Below are 16757 nucleotides of genomic sequence, written 5' to 3'. Positions count from 1 at the left end.
CTCGCACGACTTCACCGTATGCCGGGTGCTCGGGTCACGTCCACCCCTCGGGACCGCTGCCCGGATGATGAGACGACCGTCTCGTCAGCGGATCTCGAAGCCCTCTGGACGCTCGGTCGCGATGCTGCCACGGGTGCCGGGCGGATCAGTCACGCCGTAGTTGACGTCCTCGCGGCCCGATCCGAAACCCGCCCATCCGACCTCGACGCCCGTCGGCAATGCACCGCCCCCCGATGCCCTCTGGGTTCGGGCCTCGTCAGGCCCCTGGCCGACCGCACGCCACACGCGGGCCTCCGAGGCGACGATGTCGAGGTCGGTCCAGGCCCGTGCCTCACCCGACGAGAATCCGGCGGCAACCCACCGCTGCCGGGCGTGCGGCTCGATACCAGCGACCACGAACCCGCGGGCCTCCTCGGGGGTCAGGGTCGGATCCGCCAGCACGAGCTCCCTCGCCTCCCGGGCTCCGAAGCCCGCGTCGCGCCAGCGCACGGCCCGCGGCAGGTCCTCGGCCTCCCAGACGGCCACATCGGCCACGGTGAGGCCTGCCTCGAGCCAAGGGGTGACCTCGACAGGTGTCCGCTGGATGAGCACGGCGGCAAGCCGCTCCACCGGCGCCTCAGGCGGCAGTCCGATCCGTCGCCACGCGACGATACGACTCACGACCTCGTCCCCCGGAGCCTCCGACATGGAAACGATCTCACTCCACTCCCGCGCCTGGAGGGGCGTCAGCCCGGCCCCGCACTCGGACAGGGGTGCGATCAGGGCGCGGAGATGGGCAGGGCCCAGCCCCAGGCGAACCCAGTGCCCGACATGGGGGTCCTGAGCCGCTTCCGCGTGCCAGGCGCGCGCGGCGTCGGCCTGCCGACCGTTCCACGACGCCCAGGCCTCGTCCTCGGTGTGCGACAGGACGTCCTCTGCCGCCCGCATGTTGGCCAGGGCGTCCCAGCCGAACCCCTTCCGATCCCGGTGCTGTCCGATGAGCAGCAGCAGGCTCGACAGCGGCAGGGACGGCCAAGGAGAGCGCAGGAGCCAGATGCGTTCGCGGGGTGGCGGCGGAAGGTCGACGGAGCGGGCCATTCGGGCGAGCAGCCATTGCTGGTGGGTGTCGCGCCCCGCCTCGGGACCGAGCCGCGTCTCGTCGTCGCCGCAGGACATCAGCCCGAACCTCGGCATCCGGTCGCGCACCCACCGTCGGTGCTCGCGCGGCCAGACCGCCGGGAGCAACGCCCACTCCCAGCCGGCGAACCCGATGGGCAGGGGCTCCCACCCCTCGTCTGCCATGCCCGCCACCTCGGGCAGGTCTGCGACCCCCGGGAGGAGGTGTCGCTCCCCGGGGGCGAGCACCCGGTCCTCACCGTTGTCGAGCATTGCCTCGATCTCCGCCAGAGCCGGCGGCAGCGGCAGCAGGTCGACGTCGGCTACGGCCGGCGGCTCGTCGCGACCCCACGGGTCGCCTGTCACGGGGCCGTCGTGGTGTCGGGCGAGTCGGCGTCGGCGGTGTCCTCGCGGACGTCGGCGATCTGTTCCTCGGGCCGCGGGGGTACCGTCTGGTCCTCCTCGAGGACCTCCAGCTCGTGGTCGTGTGCAGCAGTCTCCGACATGTCCGCCTCCTTCTCGGGAGTCTAGGACGGTGGAAGACGTCAGGCGCGCTGGCAGACCATGAGGAGGTTCCCGTCGGGGTCGGTGAACTGGACGAAGCGGACGCTCCCGATGTCCTCGACGTCGGAGGTGATCGTGACACCCAGGTCCCGCAGGTGGCCGACCGCCGCCGCCAGGTCCTCGGTCCAGAGGAAGAAGCGCGGCGGTCCCGACGCGTCGAACGCGGGCCGGTTCGCGTCGAGCGCGAGCCGGGTCTCGCCGTCGGTGGGGATGTCGTAGATGGTGCCCTCGTGGGAGGCGACCCCGGGCTCGAAGCCGAGCACGGCGGCATACCAGGGCACGGCGGTCGCCATGTCGCGGACGGGGATGAAGACCTGGCCGACGCGGCTCTGGATCGGGCTGCTCACCGAGGCACCCTACTGGGCGGCGAACCTGCCAGCGCGAGCTCTCTGGTCGCTGGTCAAGGACCCGTCAGAAGCCCAGGCGCTGCAGCTGCTTGGGGTCGCGCTGCCAGTCCTTGGCCACCTTGACGTGCAGGTCGAGGTAGATCTTCTGGCCGAGGAGCGCCTCGATGCCCCGGCGCGCGTTCGTGCCGACCTCACGCAGCCGGGAGCCCCCGCGTCCGATGACGATCGCCTTCTGGCTCGGGCGTTCCACGAAGACGTTGACCCGGACGTCGAGCAGCGGCTTGTCCTCCGGTCGCCCCTCGCGCGGCACCATCTCCTCGACGACGACGGCCAGGGAGTGCGGCAGCTCGTCGCGCACACCCTCGAGGGCTGCCTCACGGACGAGCTCGGCGATCATCACCATCTCCGGCTCGTCGGTGAGCACGCCGTCGGGGTAGAGCTGGGGCGACCGCGGCAGGAAGGACGCGAGGACGTCCCGCACCTCCTCGACCTGGCTCCCCGACACGGCCGAGCACGGGATGATCGCGTCCCACTCCCCCAGCTGGTCGATGGCGATGAGGTGCTCGGCGAGCCGCTCGCGGTCGACGGCGTCGGCCTTGGTGGCGATGGCGACGACCGGGCGGCGCCGCAGCGAGCGCAGCTCCGTGAGCTCGTTGGCGATGAAGGTGTCGCCCGGCCCGATGCGCTGGTCGGCCGGCAGGCAGAAGCCGATGACGTCGACCTCGAGGAGCGTCTCGCGGACGAGGTCGTTGAGCCGCTGCCCGAGCAGCGTCCGGGGCTTGTGCAGCCCCGGGGTGTCGACGAGGATCACCTGCGCCGAAGGAGTCGTGGCGACGCCGCGGATCGTGTGCCGCGTCGTCTGCGGTTTCGAGCTCGTGATCGCGACCTTCTGTCCGACGAGGGCGTTGGTCAGCGTCGACTTGCCGGCGTTGGGCCGGCCCACGAGACAGGCGAATCCGGCGCGGTAGTCCTCCGACCGACCTCCGTGCCCCATGCCGTCGCCGCGTGTCGGGTCAGCGTCCTGAGTGGCCATGGGCGTCCTCCGTCTCGATGTGTGCGGCGTCGTCCTCCGGCACCGGCGCGCGGTGCACGATGACCGACGCGACCCGGTGGCGGCGTCCGGCCATGCGCTCAGCCGTGAGCTCCAGCCCAGCGACCGTACCGGACGAGCCGACGATCGGGACGCGCCCGATGACCTTCGTCAGGAGGCCGCCGACGGTGTCGACGTCCTCCTCGTCGATGGTGACGTCGAAGAGCTCGGCCAGGTCGTCGATGTCCATCGAGGCCGGGACCCGGAGGGTGCCGTCCTCGAGCTGCTCGACGCCGGGTGCCTCACGGTCGTGCTCGTCGGCGATCTCGCCGACGATCTCCTCGATGATGTCCTCGATGGTGATGAGCCCGGCGGTGCCGCCGTACTCGTCGACGACGATGGCGAAATGGTTCTGGTCGCGCTGCATCTCGCGCAGCAGGTCGTCGACCGGCTTGCTCTCGGGCACGAAGTGCATGGGCCGCATCACCTCGGTGGCGGGGTGCCGACCGTCCTCGGGGGCGGCGTTGAGCCGGCGGGCGACATCCTTGAAGTAGAGCAGCCCGCGCACGTCGTCGCTGTCCTCGCCGACGACGGGGATCCGCGAGAAGCCGGACCGGAGGAAGAGCGACATCGCGCTGCGCAGCGTCTTGTCCGCGTCGAGCACGACCATGTCGGTGCGCGGGACCATGACCGCTCGGGCGAGGGTGTCGCCGAGCTCGAAGACGGAGTGGATCATCTCGCGCTCGTCGGCCTCGATGACGTCCGAGTCGCCGGCCATGTCGACGAGGTCGCGCAGCTCGGACTCGGTCTGGAACGGCCCGTCGGTGTAGCCCTTGCCCGGCGTGACCGCGTTGCCGAGGACGACGAGGAGCTTGGCGAGGGGGCCGAGCACGCGACGCAGCCCGACAGCGAAGGGCGCGCTCCACAGGGCCACCGTGTCGTAGTTCTGCCGTCCGAGCGTGCGCGGGGAGACGCCGACGACGACGAACGACACGACGGCCATGATCGCGATGCTGATGAGGGCGCGGCTCCACGTCGACTGGACCTCCCCGGCGACGGCCAGGGTGACGAGGACCGCGGCGGTGGCCTCGGCGACGACACGCAGGAACGCGATCACCGACAGGTACGGCGGCGAGTCGCCGACCACGGTCATGAGCGACCTGGCGCCAGAGCGGCCCTCGTCGAAGAGCTCCTGCGCCCGCACGCGCGACATGCGGAAGATCGCGGCCTCGGCGGCCGAGAGCAGGAACGCGACGACGATGCTGACGAGCGCCGGGAGCGCAAACTGCGGGAACATCTCGGTCTCTCGTCCGCGGTCAGGCGCTCGGGCGGTTGCGCGTGGCGAGGAACGTCAGGAGCAGCTGCCGTTGCAGCTCGAACATCTCGCGTTCCTCGTCCGGCTCGGCGTGGTCGTAGCCGAGCAGGTGCAGGATGCCGTGCGTGGTGAGCAGCAGCATCTCCTCGATCGGCGCGTGACCCGCCTCGAGGGCCTGCTTCGTCGCGACGGACGGGCAGAGCACGATGTCGCCGAGGGTGCCCTCGTCGGGCTCCTGCCCCTCCCGGCCGGGCCGCAGCTCGTCCATCGGGAAGCTCATGACGTCGGTCGGCCCGGGCAGGTCCATCCACTGCACGTGGAGGACCTCCATGGCGTCCTCGTCGACGAGCTTGATGCAGAGGTCCGCCTGCGGGTGCACGCGCATCTGCTCCATGACGTAGGAGGCGCAGGCGAGCAGCTCGAGCTCGTCGACGTCGGCGTCGGTCTCGTTGAGCACGTCGATGCTCACGCGAGGTCCTCCTGCGTGTCGGGCGTCGCGTCCACCGAGGGCGTATGCCGTCCGGCCGCGCGTCGCGGCCCGGTGGCCCCGCCTGCCGGGTCCTTGCCCTGGCGACGAGCGCGCTTCTGGCCACGGGCGTCGTCGCGCTCGTAGGCATCGACGATGGCGCTGACCAGTCGGTGCCGGACGACGTCGTGCGACGTCAGCTCGGCGAAGTGGATGTCCTCGACGTCGCCGAGGATGTCACGCACGATCTTGAGGCCGGAGCGGGTGCCGCCGGGCAGGTCGACCTGCGTGATGTCGCCCGTCACGACCATCTTGGAGCCGAAGCCCAGGCGGGTGAGGAACATCTTCATCTGCTCGCTCGAGGTGTTCTGCGCCTCGTCGAGGATGATGAACGCGTCGTTGAGCGAACGTCCTCGCATGTAGGCCAGCGGCGCGACCTCGATGGTGCCCGACGCCATGAGCTTGGGGATCGTCTCGGGCGAGACCATGTCGTGCAGGGCGTCGTAGAGGGGCCGGAGGTAGGGGTCGATCTTGTCGTTGAGCGTGCCGGGCAGGAAGCCCAGTCGCTCGCCGGCCTCGACGGCCGGACGCGTGAGGATGATCCGGTTGACCTGCTTGGCCTGCAGCGCTGCCACGGCCTTGGCCATCGCGAGGTAGGTCTTGCCGGTGCCCGCAGGACCGATGCCGAAGACGATCGTGTGCTGGTCGATGGCGTCGACGTAACGCTTCTGGTTGAGCGTCTTGGGCCTGATCGTGCGACCACGGCTGCTGACGATGTTCATCGTCAGCACGTCGGCGGGACGCTCGATGGTCTGGCTCCGCAGCATCGAGATGGAGCGCTCGACGGCGTCGCGGTTGAGCGGCTGTCCGGTCTCGACGATGACGAGCAGCTCGTCGAGCAACGAGTCGATGATCTCGAGCTCGCCTGCGGGGCCGGCGAACGTCATCTCGTTGCCGCGCACGTGCGTGTCGACGAGCGGGAACTGGCGCTCCATGGTGCGGAGCAGCTCGTCCCGGGCGCCGAGCAGGGTCACCATCTCGATCGGCGGCGGGATCTGCCGCGTCAGCACCGGGGCGTCGCCCCCGGTCTTGCCGCCTGCGGCGTGTTGGGTGCCGTCAGGGCTGTCGGTCTCGGATGGTCGAGGTTGCGCGTCATTCATCGTGGGGACGAGTCTACGTGGCGCGGCCCGAGCTCCTCACCACGAATTGGGCGAGGTCCCTGCTCTGCTGGACGCGGGAGGGCTCGTGGACGTACATCATGTGACCCGCCTCGTAGTAGGCGTGCTCGATGTTCGCGAGCCGGTCGGCGGGCAGCTGCAGGTGGGCCACGACGTCCTCGGCCGCGAAGTGCGGCGTCGCACCGTCGTAGTAGCCGTACGCGATGTGCACCTTGAGGTGCGGGTTCTGGCGCATGGCGCGCTCGAGCTTGGGCGACACGTCGACGGGCCGTCCCTCGAAGTCATGGAACGACCACGGGTGCACGAGGCGCGAGATCTGCTCGTAGTGCAGGTCGCTGCCGTAGCCGAGCTCGTCACGGACGTAGTGGTTCCAGGCCGCGGAGTAGGGGCCGGTGATGGCGTCGTGGGACGGGTCGGCGTCCATGTTCTCGGCGATGGCGGCCGCCGCCGGACCCGTGAACCGGGCGTCGAGCCGGCCCACGGACAGCCGGTCGTCGCGGAGCAGCTCGGTGAAGAAGCGCCAGTGCTCGATGCGCAGGTCGGCCCGGTCGACGTAGTCCTCGGTCAGGCCGGAGAGCCGGGCCAGCGTCGCCACGGCCTCGGCACGCTCGCGCCTGGTGAGGCGGTTGCCCCGGGAGAGCACCCACGGGTAGTCGCGGGCGGCATACTCCTGGGCCTCGTCGAGGACGGACTGCAGCGACCGCCGGCCGTGCTTGCCGTGGTAGTGGGCCACGGCGGCATACGTCGGCAGGTAGAGCGCGTGGGCCCGGTCGTTGCGCTGGTTCTCGAAGTCGACCGAGCTGAGGTCGAGCACGCTGCTGATGAGCACGAGGCCGTTGAGGTACATGCCGTAGCGGGACTGGAGGTGCTCGGCCAGCGCCGCACCGCGCAGGGTGCCGTAGGACTCGCCTGCGACGAACTTCGGCGACATCCAGCGACCGTTGCGAGAGGTCCAGAGGCGGATCAGCTCGGCGACGGACTCGACGTCCTTCTGGTAGCCGTGGTACTCCCCCGGCTTGCCGCCCTCGACGGCGCGCGAGTAGCCCGTCGACATCGGGTCGATGAAGACGAGGTCGCTGACGGCGAGGAGCGACTCCGGGTTGTCGACGAGGTCGTACGGGGGCGGCTGAAGGGCTCCGACGTCGCCGCTGACGACGCGGCGCGGGCCGAGCAGGCCCAGGTGCAGCCAGACGCTGGAGCTGCCGGGACCGCCGTTGAAGGCGAAGGTGACCGGCCGCGTGCGGGCGTCCGCGTCGTCGAGGACGTAGCTCGTCATCGACAGCTCGGCGCGGGCCTTGTGCCCGCCGAAGGTGCCGTCCTTGTGCTCCTCCTCGCGCAGCACGACGCGACCGGTCGTCGCGGTGTAGCCCAGCGTGCGGCGGCCGACCTTGAGGGTGTGGTGGGTGGTGACGAGGTCGTCGACGGGGTCGACCGGCTTCGCCTCGCCGTCGGTGTCCTTGGCGTCTGCGGCCGACCCCGTCGTGGCCGGCTTGTCGTCGCCCGTGGGGCGTTCCGAGCTCACACCATCCCCCGCTCGGTGAAGGTCGCGCCCGCGAGGAGGTGCACGTGCGCATGGAAGATCGTCTGCCCGGCGTCGCTGCCGGTGTTGACGATCATCCGGTGCGCGTCGGCGACGCCCTCCTCCTCGGCCACGCGCGCGGCGAGGCGGAAGACGTCGGCGAGGTCGTCACCCGATGCGGCCGCCAGCGCACCGACGGTCGGCTCGTGGCGCCTCGGCACGACGAGGACGTGGATCGGCGCCGCGGGGTTGATGTCGCGGAAGGCGATGGACCGGTCGCTCTCGGCGACGCGGTCGGACGGGATCTCCCCGGCGACGATCTTGCAGAAGAGGCAGTCACTCGGGGTCTGCGAGGTCATGAGTGCACCCTAGGCACGTCGTGGACGGTCCGCACGATTGCCACGTCGACGTGTCAACCATGGAGGTGCGGTGCGCGTCATTTGTCCGTGAGAGCGTTGGGTATGCCGTCCGGCCAGCTCAGTGACCCCGGGGCCTCGGGGGCCGCTGACCGCGCCCCGAACGAACCGAACGTCGGGGCCGAGCTGCCCACCGACCCCGACGTGGCCATCACCGAGCTCTACCGGGCCCACTGGCACCGGCTCGTGCGCCTCGCGTGGCTCCTGCTGCGCGACCAGCTCGCCGCCGAGGACGTCGTGCAGGACGCGTTCGTGGCGACCCATCGCAGCTGGGCCTCGATCCGGGACGGCGGACGTGTCGTCGGCTACCTCCAGACCTCCGTCGTGAACGGCTGCAGGTCCGTGCAGCGGCACGCCGTCGTCGTCGACCGCCAGAACCTCCGGGAGGCGGCGGCGGCCGACGCCCCGGGACGGGGCAGCCACGGGAGCGCCGAGACGCACGTCCTGCACTCGGCCGAGCGCCACGCCGTCATGGACGCCCTGCGGGCCCTCCCGTCGCGCCAGCGCGAGGTGCTGGTGCTGCGCTACTACTCCGACCTCTCCGAAGCCCAGATCGCCCACGCTCTCGAGATCTCCCCCGGCGCCGTCAAGACCCACGCCCACCGTGGCCTGACGGCCCTGCGCCGCACCATCGACCCCCTGGAGCTGTCATGAACACCGACCCGTCGCGACCCGGCGAGACGCCCGCCGACCACCCGTTCGTCGACGGCGCAGGCCTGCGCCTCGTCGAGGACCGGCTGCGCCGCTCGCTCGAGGACGAGGCGAACGCCATCACGCCCACCGACCGGCTCGGCGCCATCCTCGACGAGGGTCACGCCGGCACCGGGACCGGCTTCGTGGCGTCGAGCGTGGCGCGTTCGTCGGGCTCCGGCAGCCGACACCACCGCTGGATCCTGCCTGCTGCCGCGGCCGCGACCGCCGTGCTGGTGACCGGCACGGTGTGGGCGGTCAACCGTCCTCCGGCACAGACGCCGCCGGTCGCCGCGACGCCGACCGCCGTGGGGACGCCGACGCCCGGCGCGTCGTCCGCAACCCCGTCGAGCGGACGGTCGAGCGTCCCGACGCAGACCGCGGCCCAGCCGACCACGCCCGCCCCGACCGCGACGACGGGCGGCCCGCCGCCGGCTGCGACGACCGCGAGCGTGCCCGTCTACTACCTCGGTCCGGTCGCGGCGGGGAGTGGCCAGATCCGGCTCTTCCGGGAGTTCGTCGCCGCCGGGCTCCCGTCTCCCTCGGTCCCGTCGGGCAACGCGGTGGCCGCGTTGCGGCTGGCCATGGGGCCGGCACCGGCCGGCAGCTCCTACCACTCCGCCTGGACCGGCGTCACCGCCGAGTCGGTGACGGCCGGGGACGCCTCCATCACGGTGCGCCTCTCCTCGGGCACGCGGGATGCCACTCCGCTCGCCGCGGAGCAGCTCGTGTGGACGGTGCAGGCGGCGCTCGGCTCCGCGCTGCCCGTCCGCTTCGAGCTCGCCGACGGCAGCGCCGACGTCTCGCCCGGTCACGCGGCGTCGACGTCCTACACCCGGCCCAGCGACCCGATCGAGGTGCTCGGCCAGGTCGCTCCGATCTGGGTCGACGAGCCGGGGCGGGGTTCGGTCGTCAAGGCCGGCGCCCCCCTCACCGTCTCGGGTGTCGCCAGCACCTTCGAGGCGAACGTCCAGTGGCAGCTCCTGCGCGACGGGAAGGTCGTCGACAGTGGCTTCACCACCGCCTCCCAGGGCGCCCCCGCCCGGGGTTCGTACACCTTCCCGACGAAGCAGTCGCTGACGGCAGGCGCCTACGTGCTGCGCGTCTTCGAAGCCAGCGCCAACGACGGCTCCACGGTGGCAGAGCAACGCATCCCCTTCACGGCGCGCTGACCCGCGCACCGACCGTCGCGCCCTGCCTCGTGGTCGAGGAGAGGCGGGCGTATGCCGTCAGGCCCAGCGGGTGCGCGCGCTGAGGACCGCGAGGGCCGCGGGACCGGCTGACGACGCGCGCAGGATCGTCGACCCCAGGCGCACGGCGTGGGCCCCCGCGGCGGTGAGCGCCTCGATCTCGCGGTCGGTGATCCCGCCCTCTGGCCCCACCACGACGAGCACGTCGCCCGACTCCGGCAGGTCCACCGTCGCCAGCGGCTCGGTGGCGTCCTCGTGGAGCACGAGCGTGCACGCCGACTCCGCCACCCGCGCCACGAGCGGAGCCAGACCGACCACGGGGGACGTCGACGGCATACGCGCCCGGCGGGACTGCTTGGTCGCCCGGGACACGACGGCGAGCCACTTGGCGAGGGACTTGGCCGCACGGTCGCCCCGCCAGACGACGACGGAGCGCTCCGCCTGCCACGGGACCACCTCGTCGACGCCGAGCTCGGTCGCCGCCTCGATCGCCTGCTCGTCGCGGTCGCCCTTCGCGAGGGCCTGCACCAGGACGAGCCGTGGCTGGGGCTCGGGCTCGTCGGTGACGTCGAGGACCTGGCCTCGCACCCACGCCCGGTCGACGTCCGTCGCCTCGAGCAGGACGCGGCGACCCGCTCCGTCGGCGACGAAGTAACGCTCGCCCGGGCGCAGTCGCACGACGGCCGCAGCGTGACGCCCCTCGTCGCCGTCGAGGAGCAGCGACGACCCGGCGACGGCCTCGGCGACCGCCGACGGGTCGCCGAGGAAGAGCTGGTGGGTCACCGGGCGCTCACGTGGGGGTCACTTCTCCTTGAAGGCGTCACGCAGCTTGCCGAACAGGCCCTTGTTGGCCGGCGTCAGCCGTCCCTGAGGGCTCTCCTCGCCGCGGAGGGCCGCGAACTGGCGGAGCAGCTCCTCCTGCTCCTCGGTGAGTCGGGTCGGGGTCTGCACGGTCGCGTGGACGAGCAGGTCGCCGCGGCCACCGTGACGCAGGTGGGTCACGCCGAGTCCGCGGAGGGTGAGCACGTCACCGCTCTGCGTGCCGGCCTTGATCTCGAGGTCCTGCATGCCGTCGAAGGTCGACAGCTTGAAGCTCGTGCCGAGCGCGGCCGCGGCCATGGGCAGCTCCACGCTGCAGTGCAGGTCGTCGCCACGGCGGGTGTAGGTGTCGTGGTTGACGACGCGGATCTCGACGTAGAGGTCGGCGTTGGGTCCGTTGCCCGGTCCCACCTCCCCCTCACCGGTGAGCTGGATGCGCGTGCCGGTGTCGACACCGGCCGGCACCTTGAGCTTGAGCGAGCGGCGGGTGCGCACGCGGCCGTCACCCGAGCAGTCGTGGCACGGGTCGGTGAGGGTCGAGCCGAAGCCCTGGCAGTTGACGCACGGGCGGGAGGTCATGACCTGGCCGAGGAAGCTGCGCTGGATCTGCTGGACCTCGCCGGCGCCCTTGCAGATCGGACAGGTCTGGCGTCCGGTGCCGGGCTCGGCGCCGTCCCCGTCACAGCGGGTGCAGCCCACTGCGGTGTCGAGGGTCAGCTCCTCCTCGGAGCCGAAGACCGCCTTGGAGAGGTCGATGTCCAGACGCACCAGGGCGTCCTGTCCGCGCTGGACGCGCGAGCGCGGGCCGCGGGTGCCGGCCTGGGCACCCGCGCCGAAGAAGGCGTCCATGACGTCGCTGAACGAGAAGCCCTGTCCGGCACCGAAGCCGGCGCCGCCGCCCGTGGCGAACGGGTCGGCGCCCATGTCGAAGGACTGGCGCTTCTGCGGGTCGGAGAGCACATCGTAGGCCTGCGAGACGCGCTTGAACTCCTCCTCGGCCTCTGCACCGGGGTTCACGTCCGGGTGGAGCTTGCGGGCGAGTCGACGGTAGGCCTTCTTGATCTCCTCCTGGCTCGCGTCGCGCGAGACACCGAGGACGGCGTAGTAGTCGTTCAAGCTGGGATTCCTTTTGGTACGTGGTGCTTTCGGTTTCCGGCGCGGCGCTGCACCGGCGGACTGGCCGAGGTGGTGCTGGTCAGGTGGCCTGGTTCTCGTCGAGGATCTCGGACACGTAGCGGGCGACGGCCCGGACGGATGCCATCGTCGTGGGGTAGTCCATGCGGGTCGGGCCGAGGACCCCGAGGCTCGCCACCCGTTCGGAGCCGGAGCCGTAGCCCATCGACACGAGCGAGGTGGACTGGAGGCCGGTCACGGGGTTCTCGGAGCCGATGCGCACCGACACGAGCTCGGGGTCGTCGGTGAGCTGGCCGAGCAGGCGCAGCAGGGTGACGTGCTCCTCGAGGGCCTCGAGGATCGGTCCGATGCTGCGGGGGAAGTCCGCGCCCGCCCGGGCGAGGTTCGCCTGCCCGGCGAGGACGACGCGCTCCTCGCGCTCCTCGACGAGGGCGTCCCCGAGAGCGGAGACGACGGCCTCGACGGCGGCGCGGTCGGCATCGTCGGCGTCGCCCACGAGGCGTCGCAGCCGGGTCGCGGCGACGGTGAACGGGACGCCCGCCGCGACCTCGTTGATGCGTGACCGGATGGAGGCGACCAGGGCCTCACCGGTCGCGTCCGACAGGACGCGTCCGGTGTCGACGACGCGCTGCTCGACACGGCCGGTGTTGACGATGAGGACGATCATCAGGTGCGACGAGCCCATCGGGACGAGCTCGATGTGACGCACCGTCGACCGGGTCAGTGACGGGTACTGGACGACCGCGACCTGACGCGTCAGGCTCGCGAGCAGACGCACCGTGCGGTCGACGACGTCGTCGAGGTCCACGGCGCCCTGGAGGAACTGGCCGATGGCCCGCCGCTCCCCCGACCCGAGGGGCTTGACGGCGCTGAGACGGTCGACGAAGACGCGGTAGCCCGCGTCGGTCGGCACCCGGCCCGCCGAGGTGTGGGGGGCATGGATGAGGCCCTCCTCCTCGAGGAGGGCCATGTCGTTGCGCACCGTAGCCGCGCTGACCCCGAGGTGGTGGCGCTCGACGAGCGCCTTGCTCCCGACCGGCTCGGAGGTCTGGACGTAGTCCTGCACGATCGCGCGCAACACCATCAACCTTCGGTCCTCGCTCATCGTCCCTCCTTCACGGGTCTGGCACGGGTGTGGCTCACGTCAGTCTGCGCCGGTCTGGCACTCTCGATCGACGAGTGCCAAGTCTACGTCGTGTCCCCGCCGATCTCCGACTTCATCCCACCGTAGGCGGGACCCGGGTGCCGTGCCCACCTCCTGTGCGAGCCGCGTCACCCCGGCGCCTCAGCCGGCCACCGCGTGGCGTCCGCGCGGTCGCACGCCCGCGGCATACCCTCGCTTGTCGTGTCCCCCAACGATCGCTACGGATCCGACGTGCTCAGCGGTGACTGGCGTGCCCCGAGGCGCGGCCGGTCGACCCCGATCCCCGCCGAGCCAGACCTCGTCGTCGAGGACGTCGAGACGGGCTGGGTCGGCGCCGTCGTCCGCGTCGAGAAGGCGGGCGGCATGCACGTCGTGCACCTCGAGGACCGTCGCGGACGGACCAAGGCGTTCCCGCTCGGGCCCGGGTTCCTCGTCGACGGGGCCCCAGTGACGCTCACCCCGCCGCAGGCTGCTGCGGCGACCGCCCTCGCCGACGCACGGCGCGCCGCCTCGCGAACCGCGAGCGGCTCCGTGGCGGTCGAAGGCGCCCGCGCCAGGGTGGCGAGCGGCTCGCGCATCTACGTCGAGGGGCGGCACGACGCCGAGCTCGTCGAGAAGGTGTGGGGCGACGACCTGCGCGTCGAGGGCGTCGTCGTCGAGCTCATGGACGGCGTGGACGACCTCGCCGGCATCATCGCCGAGTTCGAGCCCGGCCCCGGGCGTCGGCTCGGTGTCCTCGTCGACCACCTCGTGCCGGGCACGAAGGAGGCGCGCATCGTCGAGCAGGCGCGGGCGTTGCCCGGCCTCTCCCGGCACGTCAAGATCCTCGGCCACCCCTACGTCGACGTGTGGCAGTCCGTGCGCCCCGAGCGCCTCGGCTGGCAGCAGTGGCCGGTCATCCCGCGGGGCACCTCGTGGAAGCACGGCATCTGCGCCGAGCTCGGGTGGGCGCACGCGAGCCAGGCCGACATCGCCCGAGCGTGGAAGCGCATCCTCGGGACGGTGCGCTCCTACGCGGACCTCGAGCCGACCCTTCTCGCCAGCGTCGAGGAGCTCATCGACTTCGTGACCGAGCCCGCAGCCTGAGCAGCACCGGCCCCTCAGGTCATCCGGGCGGCGGCGCAGGGCTGCGGCGTCGGCGGCCGGGGACGGCGACGCGGGCGATGACCTGCTGCTTCAGGGCCGTGAACGGCGGCCGGACCCAGACCGTCGTGTCGGGCCGCGTGGGCATCGCCAGCACGGACTTGGCGTGCGAGAACAGCTCCACCGAGTGCTCACCGTGGTAGGCGCCCATCCCGCTCGCACCCACCCCGCCGAACGGCAGGCCGGGCACGGCCAGGTGGGCCAGCGGGACGTTGAACGCGAGCGCACCCGAGGAGGTGTCGCGCGTGAAGCGCTGCCGCACCCGGCTGGAGGAGGTGAAGACGTAGAGCGCCAGCGGCTTCTCCCGCCCGTTGACGAAGGCGATCGCGGCATCGAGGTCGTCGACCTCGACGAGCGGCAGCACGGGCCCGAAGATCTCGTCGCGCATGACGAGCTGCTCCGGATGGTCCGGGTCGTCGACCTCGACGACCGTCGGCTCGAGGTAACGACTGGACGCGTCCGAGCGACCGCCCGTCACGACGCGGTCGTGGTCCACCATCCCCGTGAGCCGCTCGAAGTGCCGTTCGCTGACGATGCGGCCGTACTCCGTGGATTGAGACGGGTCCTCGCCGAACGCCGACCGGATCCCTTGTGCGAGAAGCGGTTTGAGCGCCTCGAGGGTCGCGCGCGACGCGAGGACGTAGTCCGGTGCCACGCAGGTCTGCCCCGCGTTGGTGAACTTGCCCCACACGAGCCGCTGCGCCGTCACCGCGAGGTCGGCGTCGTCGGCGACGTAGGCCGGCGACTTGCCGCCCAGCTCCAGCGTCACGGGCGTCAGGTGGCGCGCCGCGGCCTCGAGGACGATCCGTCCGACGGCGCCGTTGCCGGTGTAGAAGATGTGGTCGAAGCGCTCGGCGAGCAGGGAGGTGGTCTCGGGGACGCCGCCCTCGACGACGTGGACGGCCGACCGGTCGAGGTAGCGCGGGACGAGGCGTGCGAGCAGCCGTGACGTGGCCGGAGCGATCTCGCTCGGCTTGACGACGACGGCGTTGCCGGCGGCCAGGGCCCCGAGCAGCGGGGCCAGGCACAGCTGCACGGGGTAGTTCCACGGCGCGATCACGAGGACGACCCCGAGCGGCTCGCGCACCACCCTGGCCCGGCCGGGGGCCAGGGAGAGTGGCACGGGCACGCGCCGCGGAGCCGTCCACGCGCGCAGGTGGCGCAGCGTGTGGTCGATCTCCCTGACGACGAAGCCGGTCTCGGTGATCCACGCCTCCGTGGCGCTCTTGCCGAGGTCGGCGTGCAGGGCCTCGGCGACCTCGAGCTCGTGCTCGACGAGCAGCGTGCGCAGGGCCCGCAGCTGCGCCACCCGCCACGGCCTGGGCTTGGTGGTCCCGCTGTCGAAGGCGGCTCGCGCGCGCGCCACCACCTCCGCCGGGGTCCCGGCTGCTCGGGTCTCGCGCACCGTCTCCGTCATGGGGCCTCCTTCGTCGTGGCCCCTCAGTCGGCGAGGAGCCGGTGCACCACGGTGTCGGCGAGCAGTCGGCCACGCCGGGTCAGGACGAGACGGGAGTCCCGCAGGGCGGCGGTGCCGTCGAGCAGACCGTCGGCGATGAGGCCGGCCACGGCGGTGCGTCCCGATCCTCGCAGATCCTGGACGGGGAGCCCCTCGACGAGCCGTGTGCCGAGCAGCACACGTTCGTCGTAGCGCTGGTCCGCGGTGAGGGTCTCGCGCGCGTGCGCGGGCGACTCCCCCGCACCGAGCCGAGCCGCATACGCACTCGGGTGCTTGACGTTCCACCAGCGCACGCCGCCGACGTGGCTGTGGGCGCCCGGACCGACGCCCCACCAGTTCGTCCCGGCCCAGTACGCGACGTTGTGGCGGCAGCGGTGCTGCTCGGAGCGAGCCCAGTTGCTCACCTCGTACCACCCGAAGCCGGCAGCCGACAGCAGCTCGTCTGCGAGCTCGTACTTGTCGGCCTCGTCGTCGTCCTCCGGTGCGGGCACGACGCCGCGCCGCACCTGGGCGGCCAGCTTCGTGCCCTCCTCGACGACGAGGGCGTAGGCGGAGACGTGGTCGGGCTCGAGCGCGACGGCCGCCTCGAGGCTGCGCCGCCAGTCCTCCAGGGACTCCCCCGGCGTGCCGTAGATGAGGTCGACGCTGACCTGCATGCCGGCCGCCCGGGTGGCCGCGACGGCGCGCGCGACGTTGTCGGGGTCGTGCGTGCGTTCGAGGGTGTGGAGCACGTGGGGCACGGCCGACTGCATGCCCACCGAGACGCGGGTGAAGCCGCCGTCGGCGAGCTCACGCAGCGAGTCGGGTGTCACGGAGTCCGGGTTCGCCTCGGTCGTCACCTCCGCGTCGGGCGCCAGCCCGAACCGCTCGCGTATGCCGGCCAGCACCGCCACGAGATCGCCCGACCTCAGCATGGTGGGAGTGCCACCACCGACGAAAACCGTTGACACAGCTGGCGCTTCGCGGCCCAGAACCGAGCGGGCGAGGTCGAGCTCGCGGATGGCGGCGTCGGCGTACGTGTCGATGCCGATGGTGGCACCGGGACCGCCGAGCTCGGTCAGGGTGTAGGTGTTGAAGTCGCAGTAGCCGCAGCGCACCGTGCAGAACGGGACATGGACGTAGACGCCGAGATCGGTCGACGCCAGGTCGGAGAGCGCCGCGGGGGGCAGCTCACCCGTGCTGGGAGCGGGGTCGCCGTCGGGGAGGGCGGAGGGCGGCATACCTCCATTCTCCCAGCCCGGGAGCCCTGCC

At 71.9% G+C, this 16757-nt stretch carries 17 protein-coding genes; 3 read left to right on the top strand and 14 right to left on the bottom strand.

Features of this window, described 5'->3' with window-relative positions:
- Positions 1–84 precede the first annotated feature (84 nt).
- From AC1DIW_RS04820 to AC1DIW_RS04780, 9 genes are all read right to left on the bottom strand, one after another.
- Positions 85–1461, bottom strand: coding sequence for a hypothetical protein (locus AC1DIW_RS04820; RefSeq protein ID WP_478106649.1), 1377 nt, complete (start codon positions 1459–1461; stop codon positions 85–87).
- On the bottom strand, positions 1458–1601 hold the full coding sequence (locus tag AC1DIW_RS04815) for a hypothetical protein (RefSeq protein WP_442279098.1): 144 nt from the start codon (positions 1599–1601) through the stop codon (positions 1458–1460). Before AC1DIW_RS04815 ends, AC1DIW_RS04820 begins: the two co-directional genes overlap by 4 nt.
- A gap of 39 nt (positions 1602–1640) precedes the next feature.
- On the bottom strand, positions 1641–2006 hold the full coding sequence (locus AC1DIW_RS04810; protein ID WP_442279097.1) for a VOC family protein: 366 nt from the start codon (positions 2004–2006) through the stop codon (positions 1641–1643).
- A gap of 64 nt (positions 2007–2070) precedes the next feature.
- Positions 2071–3000 carry a GTPase Era gene (gene era, locus AC1DIW_RS04805; protein ID WP_478106712.1) on the bottom strand — a complete coding sequence of 310 codons (930 nt, stop codon included), beginning with the start codon at positions 2998–3000 and terminating at the stop codon, positions 2071–2073.
- A gap of 19 nt (positions 3001–3019) precedes the next feature.
- The gene (locus tag AC1DIW_RS04800; protein ID WP_442279096.1) at positions 3020–4333 is read right to left on the bottom strand and encodes a hemolysin family protein; all 1314 of its coding nucleotides are present in this window, start codon (positions 4331–4333) and stop codon (positions 3020–3022) included.
- A 19-nt stretch (positions 4334–4352) separates the two neighbouring features.
- Positions 4353–4820 carry an rRNA maturation RNase YbeY gene (gene ybeY / locus AC1DIW_RS04795; RefSeq protein WP_442279095.1) on the bottom strand — a complete coding sequence of 156 codons (468 nt, stop codon included), beginning with the start codon at positions 4818–4820 and terminating at the stop codon, positions 4353–4355.
- On the bottom strand, positions 4817–5977 hold the full coding sequence (locus tag AC1DIW_RS04790; protein ID WP_442279094.1) for a PhoH family protein: 1161 nt from the start codon (positions 5975–5977) through the stop codon (positions 4817–4819). Before AC1DIW_RS04790 ends, ybeY begins: the two co-directional genes overlap by 4 nt.
- 13 nt (positions 5978–5990) lie before the next feature.
- Positions 5991–7517 carry a S10 family peptidase gene (locus AC1DIW_RS04785; RefSeq protein WP_442279093.1) on the bottom strand — a complete coding sequence of 509 codons (1527 nt, stop codon included), beginning with the start codon at positions 7515–7517 and terminating at the stop codon, positions 5991–5993.
- Complete coding sequence (locus tag AC1DIW_RS04780; protein WP_442279092.1) at positions 7514–7873, bottom strand: histidine triad nucleotide-binding protein; 360 nt, start codon at positions 7871–7873, stop codon at positions 7514–7516. Before AC1DIW_RS04780 ends, AC1DIW_RS04785 begins: the two co-directional genes overlap by 4 nt.
- A gap of 102 nt (positions 7874–7975) precedes the next feature.
- Here AC1DIW_RS04780 and AC1DIW_RS04775 point away from each other — a divergent pair, with 102 nt between their 5' ends.
- Both AC1DIW_RS04775 and AC1DIW_RS04770 read left to right on the top strand, forming a co-directional pair.
- Positions 7976–8584: a SigE family RNA polymerase sigma factor gene (locus AC1DIW_RS04775; protein ID WP_442279091.1), complete on the top strand. Its 609-nt coding sequence runs from the start codon at positions 7976–7978 to the stop codon at positions 8582–8584.
- Entirely contained in the window at positions 8581–9792 is a 1212-nt protein-coding gene (locus AC1DIW_RS04770; protein ID WP_478106648.1) for a Gmad2 immunoglobulin-like domain-containing protein, read from the top strand. The genes AC1DIW_RS04775 and AC1DIW_RS04770 overlap by 4 nt, the downstream gene beginning before the upstream one ends.
- 57 nt (positions 9793–9849) lie before the next feature.
- Here AC1DIW_RS04770 and AC1DIW_RS04765 read toward each other — a convergent pair whose 3' ends face one another.
- From AC1DIW_RS04765 to hrcA, 3 genes are all read right to left on the bottom strand, one after another.
- Complete coding sequence (locus AC1DIW_RS04765) at positions 9850–10593, bottom strand: 16S rRNA (uracil(1498)-N(3))-methyltransferase (protein WP_478106647.1); 744 nt, start codon at positions 10591–10593, stop codon at positions 9850–9852.
- An 18-nt stretch (positions 10594–10611) separates the two neighbouring features.
- The gene (gene dnaJ / locus AC1DIW_RS04760) at positions 10612–11745 is read right to left on the bottom strand and encodes a molecular chaperone DnaJ (protein WP_442279089.1); all 1134 of its coding nucleotides are present in this window, start codon (positions 11743–11745) and stop codon (positions 10612–10614) included.
- Positions 11746–11824: 79 nt separating this feature from the next.
- Positions 11825–12868, bottom strand: coding sequence for a heat-inducible transcriptional repressor HrcA (hrcA, locus tag AC1DIW_RS04755; protein WP_442279088.1), 1044 nt, complete (start codon positions 12866–12868; stop codon positions 11825–11827).
- A 240-nt stretch (positions 12869–13108) separates the two neighbouring features.
- Here hrcA and AC1DIW_RS04750 point away from each other — a divergent pair, with 240 nt between their 5' ends.
- A complete protein-coding gene (locus AC1DIW_RS04750; protein ID WP_478106646.1) occupies positions 13109–13993 on the top strand; it encodes a DUF3097 domain-containing protein in 885 nt (294 codons plus the stop codon).
- 19 nt (positions 13994–14012) lie between these two features.
- On the opposite strand, the gene AC1DIW_RS04745 is transcribed toward AC1DIW_RS04750, so the two are convergent.
- Positions 14013–15467, bottom strand: coding sequence for an aldehyde dehydrogenase family protein (locus AC1DIW_RS04745; RefSeq protein ID WP_478106645.1), 1455 nt, complete (start codon positions 15465–15467; stop codon positions 14013–14015).
- 23 nt (positions 15468–15490) lie between these two features.
- Complete coding sequence (hemW, locus tag AC1DIW_RS04740) at positions 15491–16726, bottom strand: radical SAM family heme chaperone HemW (protein ID WP_478106644.1); 1236 nt, start codon at positions 16724–16726, stop codon at positions 15491–15493.
- Positions 16727–16757: the final 31 nt, after the last annotated feature.

This window comes from Terrabacter sp. 01T434, from assembly GCF_056398545.1.
This window is presented reverse-complemented; position numbering and strand designations above follow the sequence as displayed.

Coding starts and splice junctions, on each gene's coding strand:
- AC1DIW_RS04815 (WP_442279098.1), bottom strand. CDS start 1,601: ATGTCGGAGACTGCTGCACACGACCACGAGCTGGAGGTCCTCGAGGAG.
- era (WP_478106712.1), bottom strand. CDS start 3,000: ATGGGGCACGGAGGTCGGTCGGAGGACTACCGCGCCGGATTCGCCTGT.
- AC1DIW_RS04800 (WP_442279096.1), bottom strand. CDS start 4,333: ATGTTCCCGCAGTTTGCGCTCCCGGCGCTCGTCAGCATCGTCGTCGCG.
- AC1DIW_RS04790 (WP_442279094.1), bottom strand. CDS start 5,977: ATGAATGACGCGCAACCTCGACCATCCGAGACCGACAGCCCTGACGGC.
- AC1DIW_RS04780 (WP_442279092.1), bottom strand. CDS start 7,873: ATGACCTCGCAGACCCCGAGTGACTGCCTCTTCTGCAAGATCGTCGCC.
- AC1DIW_RS04775 (WP_442279091.1), top strand. CDS start 7,976: ATGCCGTCCGGCCAGCTCAGTGACCCCGGGGCCTCGGGGGCCGCTGAC.
- AC1DIW_RS04770 (WP_478106648.1), top strand. CDS start 8,581: ATGAACACCGACCCGTCGCGACCCGGCGAGACGCCCGCCGACCACCCG.
- hrcA (WP_442279088.1), bottom strand. CDS start 12,868: ATGAGCGAGGACCGAAGGTTGATGGTGTTGCGCGCGATCGTGCAGGAC.
- AC1DIW_RS04745 (WP_478106645.1), bottom strand. CDS start 15,467: ATGACGGAGACGGTGCGCGAGACCCGAGCAGCCGGGACCCCGGCGGAG.
- hemW (WP_478106644.1), bottom strand. CDS start 16,726: ATGCCGCCCTCCGCCCTCCCCGACGGCGACCCCGCTCCCAGCACGGGT.